Here is a 13,947-nt window from a genome sequence, read left to right on the forward strand (position 1 = left end):
GCTTTAGTTTGGCTAATTTCTGGCATAAAAGAAGGAGGAAAATGAGGGATTTGCCATTTTTTCGCACTTCGATAATTTTTTTTCAATGTTCACGAAGTCGGAAAAATTAATATTTACACTTTGCGCCCAATTTTCAACTCTACATCTATTTATAATATCACCAGTAGTAACCCTTTGCTTTTTAATATTTACGTACCATTTAGGCCCAGGGAGTTGTTTTTTTGATTTGGACTGCTGCTGTTTGTGCGATGCCAGTATCATCATAGCATAACATGCGGATACAAATGCCGGAACTTTTGCTACCGCAGTTTTTTCCCGGATTTGTGCCTGACCACATCCCATTAATGTTTTCTGATCTCTAAAGCCGACTTCTATCTCCCATCTTCTAATATAAGCCTGGACCTGCAGGAAAATATCTATCTCTTGATTGGTTGATATTAAATAGGCGGGAGCACGATACAGTAATTTTGATTTTTTGGTGAGCCTATAGGAAACTGGCCTGATAATGATCAGCATTAAGTCTCTCTTACCTGATTTTCGCCAGCGTATATCTTTTACAACTTTCACATTGAATGTACGCATCTTTCCTGCAGCCCATGCTTCAACCTGCTGATAAGGATAGTCATCGCTTTGTCGGATTTGTTCTGGTGTGGGGAGCTCTTCTCCATAATATCGTTTACGTCCCTTTCCTGATTGTTGCTCTTCTGGTAGAGCATAAATTTTTGAATCCTTCCTTATGCGGCCAATGAGTTCTACATTTTCTGGAAGTTGCCTTAAAACAGTTCCATTCGTGTAACTGCCGTCCACGCTCAGGATAAGTTTTTTATTTTTATAGCCATCGTCATCTAAGCACTTTCTCAAGGCTATGACACGCTGGACGCCTACTTCGCTCATTTTTTCTTTCTTCTGTCTTTCCCGGTATAGTGCTACTTCCTGGTCGGTCGCATTTTTTGACGGCTTCTTGGTGGGAGGACAATGTTTGAAGTCTACCGGGATGGCCCTTGATGGACCGCAGAGGTCTTTTTCAATGAGCGATAAAGAGAGTTGAACAAATCGTTGGCCCCAAATGAAATTATTACAAAACGGGGGGCCAAGTGGATCCCTTAGCCATCCGGTCCCTGATATTTTCTTCCCTCTCTTCCTTAACAGGGTATCGTCCATGTGTGCATAAATAAAATCGCCTTTCTTTCTATTTTGATACACGACCTCCTTTCTAACTTCAGAAAAAATTGCATTCATATCCATTCTTTCACCCTTAAATATTCGATAGGCCGCACTCCAGTCCTTAAACTGATTCCCACTTGCTGTTAACATCCCTGTTATCGTACAACGTCCAATACATGAAATAACTCCGTGAGACAAATCGCGAGCTCTCTGAAAAGTTCTGGATTGCTTGAAAGCTGTTATACATCTATCGAATAATTCATTAAAGCAAGCAACTACTCCTTCTTTTTGGGGAGTTTTTTTTTAAGATCTTTTACGGATTCATCACTACGCTGAAGTACTAGGCGCTGGTGATCATCTATCACCCACTCAACAATCTCTCCTTGCTTAAATTCTATTGCCTGAGCCACGGCAGCTGGAAAATTTACATACCATTGCTCACTCTTTGCTCTTTTTATTATCTGAATTTTAGTTGGATATCCCATATCTAGTCGTTTAACTAGATATAAAGATCACAAAAAATAGCAATATAACCAACTAAATTGCTATTTTTTTTTGCCTTATCTAGAAAAAGGCCAAACTAGAGAAACATCCCCCTGACGGGGGATGTTGCTATTAAAAAAATCACTATGTAAACTTCCAGGCAAATCAGGTTGATCGGTATTTTCCCCTGACAATATCCAGCCGGTTATTGACTTCCAGTTTAAGGTATATCTTTTTCACGTGCGATTTCACGGTTTCAACGGAGATATTGAGACGTTCTGCGATTACTTTGTTTGTCAGCCCCTCCTCGATGGCGTGAAGGACCTGCTGCTCTCTTTGTGTGAGCGGATCCTGGATTTTAGTTGAATAGGAAGGACTAAAATAATCGGTGACCTTTTTGGCGATGTCCGGTGACATAAATGCCCCGCCGTTATAAATACTGTTTAAGGCTTCTTTAATTTTTACAAAAGCCGTTTGCTTGGAGACATAACCGGACGCACCGGCGCAAAGCGCCTGAAAGATACGTTCTGTATCATTATAGACGGATAACATCAAAATCTGACATTTAGGCGCTCTTTTTTTAATCAGGCTTAGCCCTTCAATGCCCGACGCGCCGGGCAGCCCGATATCGGATAAAATAATATCAAAGTAAAGGTGGTCCTCCCAGCTAAGCATAAAATCCTCCACCGACCCGGCCGACAGCAATACCTCAAATCCCGCCTCTGTGGCAAAGTAATTCACCAGAGAGGTCCGGATCATCCCATCATCTTCAATAATACCTAATTTTATCATTTGGCTAAATTACAACCCGTAAATGAATTAAATATCCCCCTGTCGAGGGATGGCACAAAAAAAATTTTTGAATCCGTAAACGGCCGCTGCCTTCCCAAACGACACCCCCGGCACCACGTAAAACACTGGCATAATCAGTCTGTATTCGACTTGCCTGCGCGTCATGGCAGCAACAAAAAATCCAATATAGCGCCCGTTACGCCGCTTCTTTGATTCACAATGACAAATAATCTAGGAAAATACTATATATTTGACAATCAAATACTTCAAATACCCAAACTGATGAATAAAGCAATTTATTGCTTACTGCTATGTTGGTTCTGGAGCTATCCTGTGGGCAGCCAGGCTCAGAAAAGCTACTTAGCGATTAATGCCATTCATTTACCGAAACACGTCGCCGACAACAACATTCAGATGGCGCTGCGCGATGAGAGCGGCTTGGTGTGGTTCGTGACCGAAAGCGGCCTCTACCGTTACGACGGAACCGAGTTGCTGCATTTCGGCATTGGCACAACGCCTGCCTTGCCAAGGCTGTCCATTACAGCCCTTAGCACTGATCATCAGGGGCACCTCTGGATAGGTTTTACCGACGGTGCTGCCAGATTTGATTTAAAAAAATGGTCTATTTCTCCTTTAAAACTAAGTACCGCCTATCTGAATTCCTTAAATCCGCACGATAGAAAGATAACAGCTATCAGCTGCCTTGGCAATAATGAAGTTTATTTTGGTACGCAAAGTGGGAAACTGCTTCGGGCCGATGCCGATAGCCTGCTTCAGATCGCGGACCTGGGCATCGGGAAAATCGCATTTGAACCTACCGGACCGCCGGTCCCTGAGCCAACCATTGAAAATATACAGGAGCCTGTCAAAGGGCAGTTGTGGGTAACGACCGGCGATGGAATATTGGCCAGCATCGGCAAGACGCATAAGGGCTATGAAAAGCCTGTTTGTTACAAATTCGAAGCGATCGGTTCCAACGGTATTACCAATATTTGCTATGACAGTTCCGGTAAATGCTTATTCGCCGTGAAAGATAAGGGCATCTTTCGTTCTGACATCAATGCGATATATAAAGAAAAAAAAGCCCATGCCAGTAACGCTTTTCCAATCGACTGTTCGAAGTTCATCCGTCCTGTCCCTTTACCGGACAGCGTGCAAGAGAATAATTATTCACTGTTATTTTGCGTACCCGGAGGGCAACCCGGCATTGTCACGATGGGTAAGGGCCTGAACCGGTATGTTTTCATGTATGACTTTGGAAGCGGCAAATGGTTGCGCAACGCACAGCCGTACCTGGCCAGGTATCCTGGAGAACACATCCACAGCGTCTCCTTCCAACCGTCAGCCAGGACCGTCTATATCAGTTCCGGGGGCGGACTTACTTCCATTCATGCCGGTTTTCTGCCCTTTGACATGCGACTTTATAGTGAGGACAACATCAACAGTATCCGGGCCATTTATGGCGCAGGCGACAGTGTCTATATTGGTTCTTACCAAAAATATCTTTTACGCTACAACAGACGAACAGGAGCCGTCAAGCCATTGCAGACGATCTATGTCTATTCAATCCTTCCCTGGAGTAAAGACAGCTTGCTGATCGGGTCGGAAGGTGCTGGCCTTTGCTGGTATCAGCCTTCCGTCAATAAACTGACGTATATAGGTCGCCAGCTAAGTCTTGCCCGAAAAGCCAGCGTTTATCAAAGTAAATTTGTTACGGTCCTAAGCCGGGTAAACCCGCATTTAGTCCTCGAGGGAACCACGCGCGGTTTACACCTGGTGGACCCTATAGGTAAAAAACTGTACCCGGTGTTCTCCAATTCTTCGGCCCAAAACATGCAGGCCGTAAAAATAAATGCCATAACCCCCTATCCCTACAGAAATAATCCTCTTTTCACTACATTTATCGTGGGCACGGACGCCGGTGCTTTTTTGACAAATTCACAAACCGGACAAACCCGTTATTTATTTGCGGACAGCATTTCGGCGGACATCAAACAGTCGAAAGTTCATGGTTTTGCCGTGGTGGATGATCAAATATGGGTAGCCACGAGCGGACTCGGCGTATTGGCCGTGGACTACTTGGGCAAAATCAATTATATGGAATGGCTAAATTCCAAACTTACCAGCCATACCGTTTTTTCCATCGCAAAAACTGGGAGCCATATCCTGATAGGTACGAATAGGGGATTGAATATTATTGATTTAAAAGACAGCAGTGTGGTAAACTATCAAAGTTCCGACGGCATGCATTCCGATGAGTTTAATCAGGCGGCTTCATTTACAAATGGTCAGGATATCTACCTGGGCACAATCAATGGCATTATCTGCTGGAACACAAACAGGGCCCGCCAGGCAAAGCAAACCGCTCCCCTGCCTATTCATATCAACAAACTGATAATTGCAGACAAGAACAATCAAATAACCACCTCTTACCGCCTCGCCTATCTGCCGTCTGACAGCTGCCAGATCAGGATTCCTGCCAATACGCGTTACTTCTCTATCACTTTTGATAATCCGGAAACACAAAATAAAAAAACGCCCTATTACTACAGGCTCGGTCCAAAAGATAACTGGATCGATATTGGTGCTCACCGGGAAATCACGTTCAATAAAATGCCTCCCGGCAATTATACGCTGCAGTTAACCCATAATATTAACGGCAAGATCCAACAGGCAGAGATTTTTGAGGTACCCATTATTATCCTGCCCGCTTATTATCAGACGCTCTGGTTCAAAATACTCGTTTTGTTGGGCATTGCGGGGATTTTATTGCTGATCATACGGCTACGCCAGAAACAACAAAACAAAGAGCGCAACTTACGCACAAAGATTGCCGGGGATCTCCACGATGAAATAGGCAGTTCCCTGACAAGAATATGGCACCAGGCTCAGCACTTACAGGCTGATAAGATGATCAGGCCCCTACTTGAAAAGGAGCCTGAGGAGCGCACCAAGCTGCAACATATTGGTGACACCAGCCAGGAAGCCATCGCCATGCTCAGCGATATGGTTTGGTCAATTGATGCACACTTTGACACAATAGAAGAACTGACCATCCGGATGAAGACCTATGTATATCAACTTCAAACCGAATCTGATATTCCTGTATATATGACGATCACCAATGTCTCTAAAGAGAAAAAAGTCAGTCAGATCATTCGCCAGAATATCTTTCTAGTGTTTAAAGAAGGGGTGAATAATGCCATAAAGTACGGGGATGGTGCGAACATTCAAATTAATGTCAGCATATCAACGGATGCCAGAATCAAAATAAAAATAACAAACAGCTTTAACCCGGCAGCGATAAACACACGTGTTATGGGTGGAAGAGGTATTATAAATATGCAAAGGCGGGTCAAAAATATGAACGGTGAATTGATCATTGAAACGGAGGAAAGTATTTTTACACTGATAATAACTGTTTAGAAATGTCTAAAACAAGGACTGTATCCACATTTTATGTATTATAATAGCGCAAATAAATACCTGCAAGAACCATAAATTCAAAGTAAACATCTATTAGCAGCCTTTTTTTAACCGGCATTGGGAGCCAGCGGAAGTCCAGAAGTGGTGATCCGTGTCGCTTTGATTGGCACATAACGCTGCGAATCTTTTTACCATGCCCTTTATTTGAAAGGCCAAAAATATCCCGCCAGATAGGTATTGCCCCGTTAAACCAATAATAGCAAAGGACACACAATGGGGCTACACCTAATCATTGGAAAGTTCTCCGTGTGGCCAAGGCGCCAGGTCGTGCAGGCATCCGACACCATATGCATTCAGCAACACCCATCAATTAGAACACACTGATCTACAGCATCATCAATTGTATGGTAAAAAAAATATCATTTTTCTATCTCCAAATGTCCAATTACTGCCTACTCAAACATTATTAGAGTGAAAACATTCCATGTACCTCTAAAAAATATAACTATGCAAAAGAGAATTAACCTGTTCGAACACCGTTCCAATGTATCTAAAGACCTCCAAAGCCTTGTAGTCTATCTGGGAAAATCTTCTCTCGAAAAAAATCTACTGCACCTGGTGGAAACCAGGGTCTCTCAACTCAACGGTTGCGCCTTTTGTCTGGATATGCACACAAAAGATTTGCGCGCTGAAGGAGAAACGGAGCAACGTATCTACCTGTTGAGCGCCTGGAGAGAAACCAGCCTGTACACGGGACGTGAACAGGCCGCCCTGGCCTGGGCAGAAGCAGTCACCAAACTGGAAAACGGTCAGGTTTCAGATGAAGTTTATGAGCAGGCGTTGCAAGAGTTCTCAGAAAAAGAATTGGTAGACCTGACCCTGACAATTAACAGCATCAATCTATACAATCGTTTCAATATAGCTTTCCAAACGCCGGCAGGCGATTACCAGCCAGGGCAGTTTGCCGTTCACGCGAATTAACGAATACCATCCCTTATGGCCAATTACCTATTGTTCAGACCGGGCAATAAAGGCAGGGCAAGCGCATACCGGTTATTAACGCTTGCCCTTTTATAATAAAATAATGTATACAGGCACCTAACTTCTTCTCTCAATTAGTCACTATCAATAAAAACAAGACAACTTATGCTATATAAAATTGCAATTTTCCTCCATGTCACCGGCGCCCTTCTTTTCTTTGCAACCATGGCCATGGAATGGCTTTTCATCAGTCTCCTGAGAAAAGAAACGAACATCAGCCGTCTTAAAGATCCATTGTCTGGTTATGCCAAGCAAAGTAAATTAGGAGGCGCGTCCATGGCACTGATGCTTATTACAGGTGTGTACATGACAGCCACGGTATGGAAAGAAACTGCCTGGATTCCTGTCGCACTGATCAGCATGGTACTGATCGGCGCTATTGGCGGCATTGTAACAGGCAGGAGAATGAAAAAAATCAAAAATATTGTAAAAAATAACGCCAGCCGGCCGGCCGAAAACCAGTTGATAGTACATGGCCGCGCGCTTCGGTATTCCCTTCAGACCAGAACCACTATCTTCTTTGGTATCATTTTACTAATGACCATTAAACCCGGATGGACAGGCTCTATTATAACAATTGCTCTGTCCATATTAATAGGCACCATACCTGCAGGAAGCAGGCGCGTGCCATCCAGGCAGTAAAATACCGCAAATGCAAATAGGCTATCTGAATAGTAAAATCCATATTCTACAGCCATCAGCAATGGCAGGAGATTCTACGCTTCTGGGTTCAACACTAATAACTGAGGGCTTTAGAAAAATCGGTCGAACACATCTTTAAACCTGATGCTCAATGCTTAAAGATAGTAATCATTTCCGAAATCCAGGAAAGTGACAATTAATAGCGGGCGCATGACCGTTAAAAAGGCATCAATCTAAATACTTGAGGATGGATCCTGAAGAATGAACAAACAGAGCTGAACAGCATACACATCTTCTTTCCGCAACATGACCTTCCTACACAAACAAGGAGATTCGGAAAATATTTGTGAAAGGTGGATCAAAGGGCTGCCCAGCATTATTTGCAGCCATGCGAATTTTTCTGTAACTTACCAAATGAGCAACGCGCTATAACGGCTGCAGCCAGCGCACCCGATAGCAGGAAACGAATGATCAATCTATCCATAATAAAAGATGAAGCAGTTGCGGTTCGTTATAATAATTCTTCTTTGTAGCTTTTCTGCCGGTTATGGGCAGCATAAGCATCAGCGGCTGCAAATCACACCTAACGGCCACTTTCTACAATTTAAAGACGGCACGCCCTTTTTCTGGCTGGGAGATACCGGATGGGATTTATTTTTCAAACTCAATTTGAAACAGATAAAGACCTATCTTGATAACCGCGCCGCAAAAGGCTTTAACCTGATACAGGCAGTAGCTATATCCGAACGAAATGGACTACGGACACCCAACCGTTATGGAGAACTGCCATTAAAAGACCTGGACCCAGCCCGGCCAAACGGGAAATACTTTGCCCTGATTGACAGTACGATAGCGTTGGCCGCCGCCCGTGATATTTTTATCGGTCTGCTGCCTACCTGGGGCGACAAAGTGACTAAAATGTGGGGAGCAGGCCCGGAAATCTTCGATACCCTGAACGCCTATACGTATGGCAAATGGCTAGGTAACCGGTATAAAAATGCCTGGAATATCATCTGGATCGCGGGTGGCGACAGACCGGCGTTCAACGATTCTTTAGATTGGCGCCCTGTCTGGCGCGCCATGATCCGTGGCATCCGGGATGGTACGGACGGTAAGGCCATCGTCACCTACCATCCATGGGGAGAGGCTTCTTCTACCAAATACTGGTTGAGTGACAGCAGTTATTTAGACATCAATATGATGCAGTCTGGCCACAGGATCCACGATTTCCCAGTGTGGAACATGGTGCAGAAAGACTATGCGCTGCAACCTTCAAAACCGGTCATAGACGGCGAACCTAATTATGAGGATCATCCGGTCAACTGGGACCCCAAAAAGGGTTATTTCTGGGCTTATGATGTGCGCAAGCAACTCTATCGCTCCGTGTTCAGCGGTGCCTGTGGTGTCACTTATGGTCATAATTCTGTTTTCCAGTTCTACGGGCCCGGGGATGAAAAAATTAATGCTGCTGACCGCTATTGGACCGACGCCCTTGACCGGCCGGGCGCTTTTCAGGCAGGGTTTCTGAAAAAACTGATCCTCTCGAGGCCACCCGTGACAAGAGTACCGGATCAATCTCTGATCATCAGCGGTCAGGGTGCGGATGATGCCCATCATATTACCGCTTTTCGGGATGCGGATAACACGTATGCCATGATCTATTTACCCGTTGGTCGCAAAATTGAAATCAACACGGCGTTTATTCCGTCAAAAACAATCAAGATCTACTGGTATAACCCCGCTATTGGGAAAGTTACCAAATCCTTTTCCATACACCAAGATAGTATGCACTGGTTTACTCCGCCGACAACCGGTGCGCAAAATGATTGGGTACTTGTACTGGATGACCCATCAAAAAATTATGCAATACCGGGGACCCTTCATTACTCACCGCGATGATGAGCGGCCTGCCATATTATGATGTTATACAAAACATTGACTAGAACGCTTAAACAAACGGATACAAAGGATTGATCTGCATTAACGTTTTTTTACCGAAATAAAAAAAACGCAGGCTTAAACAGCTTTTGGTGTACTCAAAAAGAAACCTAAGCCATACAATGCTCTGGCTGTAGACAAATTGGGTTAAAAAAATAACCCCGCATCCATGTAGAAAAATTTGCGCTTACTTAAGAAAGCAGCAACTATGTATTGTCAGCCTCCCAATACAGCTATAGAATATAGCCATCATTTCATCACAAAGCAAATGAGCCATATACTCGGGTGAACAAGCCGGGAAAGTATCAAGAAAACATCTATCCGTAATACCGGGAATTGCAGCGGAAGGGCGTTAGAAACCTGCATCCGGCCATCTTTTGCGATTTAACAGAAAGGCTACACCCTTGATTAGAAGTCGTATAGCAAGAAACTGTCTGCCAAAAGAGCCTGGTGAATTTTCAGCCGCAATTTGTTTAACATTTCGGGCCTTGCTTTTCCCCCGGTAATCCGTTACATTTGTTGATAATGATATTAAACACCTTCAGCGATCTATTCGCCGCACCGCAAATTCCCTACGAACAAATCCTTCACCTAAAGAAAAATGCACCGAACCTCATCGTCTATGCGATACCATTTATGGCTTTTTTCACACTTTTGGAAATGGGCGTATCCTGGTACCAAAACCACAAGCTCTATAAAGTAAGAGAGAGCATCGGCTCTACACTGGTGGGTTTAGGAAATGTTTTAATCAATCTGTTACTTAAGGTTTCGCTCCTGTATTTTTTTGTCTGGCTGTATAATGTTTTACCCTGGCGGATGGCACTGGCTTGGTGGACCCTGATTCCCTGTTATATTCTGTTCGATTTTTGCAGCTATTGGGCGCACCGGTTTTCCCATTCACAGCGATTTTTGTGGTCTACGCATGTTGTCCACCATTCCGCCGAGAGCTACAACCTGACGGTATCGTTCCGGCTCAGCTGGATTCAGAATATCAAGGTCGTTTTTTTTATACCCGTAGCATTATGCGGCTTCCATCCGCTGGTCTTCTTCGTCGTTAGCCAGATCAGCGTATTATTTCAGTTTTGGGTCCATACGGAATATATAAAAAAGTTACCTCCCGTCTTTGAATACATTTTTGCGACGCCGTCCAATCACAGGGTCCATCACGGCTCACAGGAAAAGTATCTGGATAAGAATTTCGCCGCGACCTTCATCTTCTGGGACCGGATCTTTAACACTTACCAAAAGGAAGAAGAAAAGCCGGTATATGGACTGACCACTAAAATCGGCAACCGGCTCAATCCTATCTATCTTAATTTTCATGAGCTGAAAGACATCTATAGAGATGTCAGACTGGCAAAAGGTTGGCGTAAAAAATGGTTTTACCTGTTTGGCAGCCCTGTTGCCATCGATCGGGATAAAAAGAAAGATTAGATCTCGCTTCGCTGACCACCCTATCCCTAAAATTTAATTCAGTGTCTGACAACTTTATAAAGGAATAATCCGTCTTTTCTAAAATCTCGATTTTACTCATGTTTTTAAGTATAGCCACCTTCTTTCAGGACCGCAAGCGCTCTTTCAACATCTGTTTCCCTGACCAGTATTTTAGGTTTGTCCGCTGCATTTCCGTATATCTGCCCGGCCATTTCGTTGAATAAAAATGCGGGTACTCCCTCTGATTCTAAATAATTCTTGGCCCCCTGAACCTCTACGGGAAAATGGGAACTGAAAACAACTTTCAGATTATCTGTAATATTATCACTTGTCATGATCATTGTTTTTATAAATATACGGAAAAATAGCCAGGTGGCACTTCATAATAAGATGCAGCCAGATTTAGCCCAGATTATCACATATTCCAAAAATTCTAATCCATTCTCAAACAGTTTACCGGATTAGCCCTTGCAGCTTTCAATATCTGAATACCCATCGCCATCAGCGCGATCAGTATAGCCGCCGTTCCGCTGGCAATAAAGATCAATCCGCTGATCCTGACACGATAGGCATACTCCTGTAACCACAGCTCCACAAAGTAAAAGGCGACAGGCGCCGCAATGACAAAGGCAATGACAATAAGGGCAATAAATTCTTTTAAAAATAAATAAACGATGCTTCCCGTACCGGCACCGAATACTTTACGGATCCCTATTTCCTTTACCCGTTGCACGGCAATAAAGGAAACGAGACCATACAGGCCAAGGCAGCTTATAAATATAGCGATCGCCGCAAAGATCTTATACAGCTGAGAAAGCTGCGCTTCTTGTTGGTAAAACCCGGCTATTTTATCATCCAAAAATTTGTATGTATAGACAAAATCAGGAAATGTCTTTTCCCAAATACGTTTTACTGACCCCAGTGTAGCTGGGATATCCGTCAGACGCAGTTTTATAGAAGCCTGGCGGTACATCGTATTGTTGGTAGTCAGCACCACAGGGGCCAGATTGTCGCGCAACGTCCTGTCGTTAAAATCTTTCAGCACACCCACTACCGGGCACTTGATCACGCCGTTCCAGATTGACAGCTCTTTGCCCAGGATATCTGCCGGATGTTGATACCCTAAAGCCTTTACCAAAGTCTCATTCACCAGAAACTCCTGTGTATAGCCAGAGGGCTTTAAATTCCTCCCGGCGATGAGTTGCAGCCCATAGGTCGGCGCGTAGGATTCATCGGCAAATTTGACGATAGCCTCCCTGTTCGCCTCATCTTGTGAACGCGTCAGGCTGAAACCCGTCCACAAGTCATCATCTTTTTCCATGGGCGCCGTGGAACTAAAAGAGACAGCTTGAATGCCACTGTTAGACAATAGTTGATTTCTCAGATAGTCGGTCAAATCTGTGCCTGTGCTATCAGGACGGAAAGGCACATTGACGATCGCCTCTTTATCAAAACCCAATGGCTGGTTTAAAAAATAATGCGTTTGTTTTATGATGACGAGCATCCCGATGATCAGTACCTGTGCAATCATGAATTGAAAAACCACCAGGGCCCTTCTGAGAGAAAACCTTTTTGGTGCGTTTACGGTAAATTTACTTTTTAACACATGCACAGGATTGAACCTGGACAAGATAAGAGATGGGTAGAATCCCGCCAGAAGCGTGACGACAATTAGAATAATCAAAAGAAATAATAAGAGTGCCGGATCACGGATGGCATTAAAGTGAAGCGGCAGGGCCAGCAGCCGGCTGATGACGGGCATTAAAATCAGGGTAATTAAAGCAGCCAGGATAACAGCACCAGTAACGACCATAAGCGTTTCAATGATGAATTGCCACTGTAAGCTGCGTTTACTGCTGCCCAGCACTTTTCTTACGGCGATTTCTTTCGCGCGATTAACGGACGCTGCCGTAGCCAGATTGACAAAATTAACACAGGCAATGATCAGGATAAAGATCCCGATCAACCATAGTACACTGATTAATTTATGGCTGACCGTCTGGCCAACATAATTACCGGCCTGGGTATCATAATGAATGGCGCTTAAGGGCTGCAGCATATAGCTGTCCTTGTTTTCAGGCGCCTGTACCTGTCTGGCATAAACATCCAGCCGCTGCTGAAATTCCTTGACCTGCATGCCTTCGGGCAACAGAACATAGCAGCCAAAATCGGGCGCCGACTGACTCCAGTCAGGGTTCTGATAGCCATATACTTTATCACCTGTAAAATCTGTCCCGTAGGCAATCACCAGTTTAAGCTGAAAATCCGTATTGGAGGGTATCGTGGCCAGTATGCCGGAGACTTTCAGTGTTACCGGAGGCGACTGAAATAACCCAGCTCCTATTCGATAAGATCCCGTTAGTTTAATGACGCGCCCCATCGCCTTTTTCCAGTCCCCGAAATACCGGGTAGCCGTTTCTCTGGTGAGCAGCACATTATTGGGTTCTTGCAAGGAACTGTATGATCCGGCAAGGAGGGGAAAATCAAAAATTTTAAAAAAAGAGGGTGAGGTGTAAAATACACCGCTTTCTTCGCTAAAATTACCTGCCGGTAAGTTACCTGCACTCAGTACCTGCAGTTGATCATTATGGCTTGCATACACCGGGGCGACCTGTTCCAGATCTGGAAAAGCGGCCTTCAGGCCCCGTGGCAAAGGAAATGGAACAGCCCTGCTCGTTATCATATCCGCTACGCCGGTTGGAGACGTCTTCGTCAGTACACGATAAATCCGGTCTTTATTGGGGTGAAAATCGTCAAAACCCGTATGGAACCGGATCAGGATAAATATAGTCAGACAAACAGCAATACCCACTGCCAGCCCAAGGATATTGATAATCGTATAATTTCTATTACGGCGTAGATTTCTAAACGCGACCCTGAAGTAACTGACGAACATGGCTTGGAGTTTATTCTGACCGCAACAAGTACCTTACCACATAGTAAAAAACATATTTTCTGATAATTACATAGATAAATATATATCAATATGTCCGAATTCGAACAATCCATGTCCAGATTTGAACATAT

Annotated in this window: 10 protein-coding genes; 5 read left to right on the forward strand and 5 right to left on the reverse strand. The window is 44.2% G+C overall.

Annotated features, from left to right (window positions below):
- Window positions 1–12: 12 nt before the first annotated feature.
- The 3 genes from K9M52_RS00085 to K9M52_RS00095 all read right to left on the reverse strand — a co-directional run bounded on the left by K9M52_RS00085 (window position 13) and on the right by K9M52_RS00095 (window position 2,439).
- Window positions 13–1,407, reverse strand: a complete 1,395-nt coding sequence (locus tag K9M52_RS00085; RefSeq protein ID WP_224071853.1) for an IS701 family transposase — start codon at window positions 1,405–1,407, stop codon at window positions 13–15.
- A 32-nt stretch (window positions 1,408–1,439) separates the two neighbouring features.
- Window positions 1,440–1,649, reverse strand: coding sequence for a hypothetical protein (locus K9M52_RS00090; RefSeq protein ID WP_119986438.1), 210 nt, complete (start codon window positions 1,647–1,649; stop codon window positions 1,440–1,442).
- Between the two features lie 163 nt (window positions 1,650–1,812).
- Window positions 1,813–2,439 carry a response regulator transcription factor gene (locus K9M52_RS00095; protein WP_224070030.1) on the reverse strand — a complete coding sequence of 209 codons (627 nt, stop codon included), beginning with the start codon at window positions 2,437–2,439 and terminating at the stop codon, window positions 1,813–1,815.
- Window positions 2,440–2,721: 282 nt separating this feature from the next.
- Between K9M52_RS00095 and K9M52_RS00100 the strand changes: the two genes are divergently transcribed.
- The 5 genes from K9M52_RS00100 (at window position 2,722) to K9M52_RS00120 (ending at window position 10,920) form a co-directional block, all read left to right on the forward strand.
- Window positions 2,722–5,865 (forward strand): sensor histidine kinase, encoded by a 3,144-nt coding sequence (locus K9M52_RS00100; RefSeq protein WP_224070031.1) that lies wholly within the window; start codon window positions 2,722–2,724, stop codon window positions 5,863–5,865.
- A 507-nt stretch (window positions 5,866–6,372) separates the two neighbouring features.
- Entirely contained in the window at window positions 6,373–6,846 is a 474-nt protein-coding gene (locus K9M52_RS00105) for a carboxymuconolactone decarboxylase family protein (protein ID WP_224070032.1), read from the forward strand.
- Between the two features lie 165 nt (window positions 6,847–7,011).
- Window positions 7,012–7,548: a hypothetical protein gene (locus tag K9M52_RS00110; RefSeq protein WP_224070033.1), complete on the forward strand. Its 537-nt coding sequence runs from the start codon at window positions 7,012–7,014 to the stop codon at window positions 7,546–7,548.
- Window positions 7,549–8,040: 492 nt separating this feature from the next.
- Complete coding sequence (locus K9M52_RS00115) at window positions 8,041–9,447, forward strand: glycoside hydrolase family 140 protein (protein WP_224070034.1); 1,407 nt, start codon at window positions 8,041–8,043, stop codon at window positions 9,445–9,447.
- A gap of 564 nt (window positions 9,448–10,011) precedes the next feature.
- Window positions 10,012–10,920: a sterol desaturase family protein gene (locus K9M52_RS00120; RefSeq protein WP_224070035.1), complete on the forward strand. Its 909-nt coding sequence runs from the start codon at window positions 10,012–10,014 to the stop codon at window positions 10,918–10,920.
- Between the two features lie 104 nt (window positions 10,921–11,024).
- On the opposite strand, the gene K9M52_RS00125 is transcribed toward K9M52_RS00120, so the two are convergent.
- On the reverse strand, window positions 11,025–11,255 hold the full coding sequence (locus K9M52_RS00125; RefSeq protein WP_224070036.1) for a putative signal transducing protein: 231 nt from the start codon (window positions 11,253–11,255) through the stop codon (window positions 11,025–11,027).
- 98 nt (window positions 11,256–11,353) lie between these two features.
- Entirely contained in the window at window positions 11,354–13,816 is a 2,463-nt protein-coding gene (locus tag K9M52_RS00130; RefSeq protein ID WP_224070037.1) for an ABC transporter permease, read from the reverse strand.
- Between the last annotated feature and the right edge of the window lie 131 nt (window positions 13,817–13,947).

It is taken from the genome of Arachidicoccus terrestris, assembly GCF_020042345.1.
Lineage (GTDB): Bacteria > Bacteroidota > Bacteroidia > Chitinophagales > Chitinophagaceae > Arachidicoccus > Arachidicoccus terrestris.

Bases quoted from the DNA above. Each gene is read 5' to 3' on its own strand.
- K9M52_RS00090 (WP_119986438.1), bottom strand. From the start codon at position 1,649: ATGGGATATCCAACTAAAATTCAGATAATAAAAAGAGCAAAGAGTGAG.
- K9M52_RS00095 (WP_224070030.1), bottom strand. From the start codon at position 2,439: ATGATAAAATTAGGTATTATTGAAGATGATGGGATGATCCGGACCTCT.
- K9M52_RS00100 (WP_224070031.1), top strand. From the start codon at position 2,722: ATGAATAAAGCAATTTATTGCTTACTGCTATGTTGGTTCTGGAGCTAT.
- K9M52_RS00105 (WP_224070032.1), top strand. From the start codon at position 6,373: ATGCAAAAGAGAATTAACCTGTTCGAACACCGTTCCAATGTATCTAAA.
- K9M52_RS00110 (WP_224070033.1), top strand. From the start codon at position 7,012: ATGCTATATAAAATTGCAATTTTCCTCCATGTCACCGGCGCCCTTCTT.
- K9M52_RS00115 (WP_224070034.1), top strand. From the start codon at position 8,041: ATGAAGCAGTTGCGGTTCGTTATAATAATTCTTCTTTGTAGCTTTTCT.
- K9M52_RS00120 (WP_224070035.1), top strand. From the start codon at position 10,012: ATGATATTAAACACCTTCAGCGATCTATTCGCCGCACCGCAAATTCCC.
- K9M52_RS00125 (WP_224070036.1), bottom strand. From the start codon at position 11,255: ATGACAAGTGATAATATTACAGATAATCTGAAAGTTGTTTTCAGTTCC.
- K9M52_RS00130 (WP_224070037.1), bottom strand. From the start codon at position 13,816: ATGTTCGTCAGTTACTTCAGGGTCGCGTTTAGAAATCTACGCCGTAAT.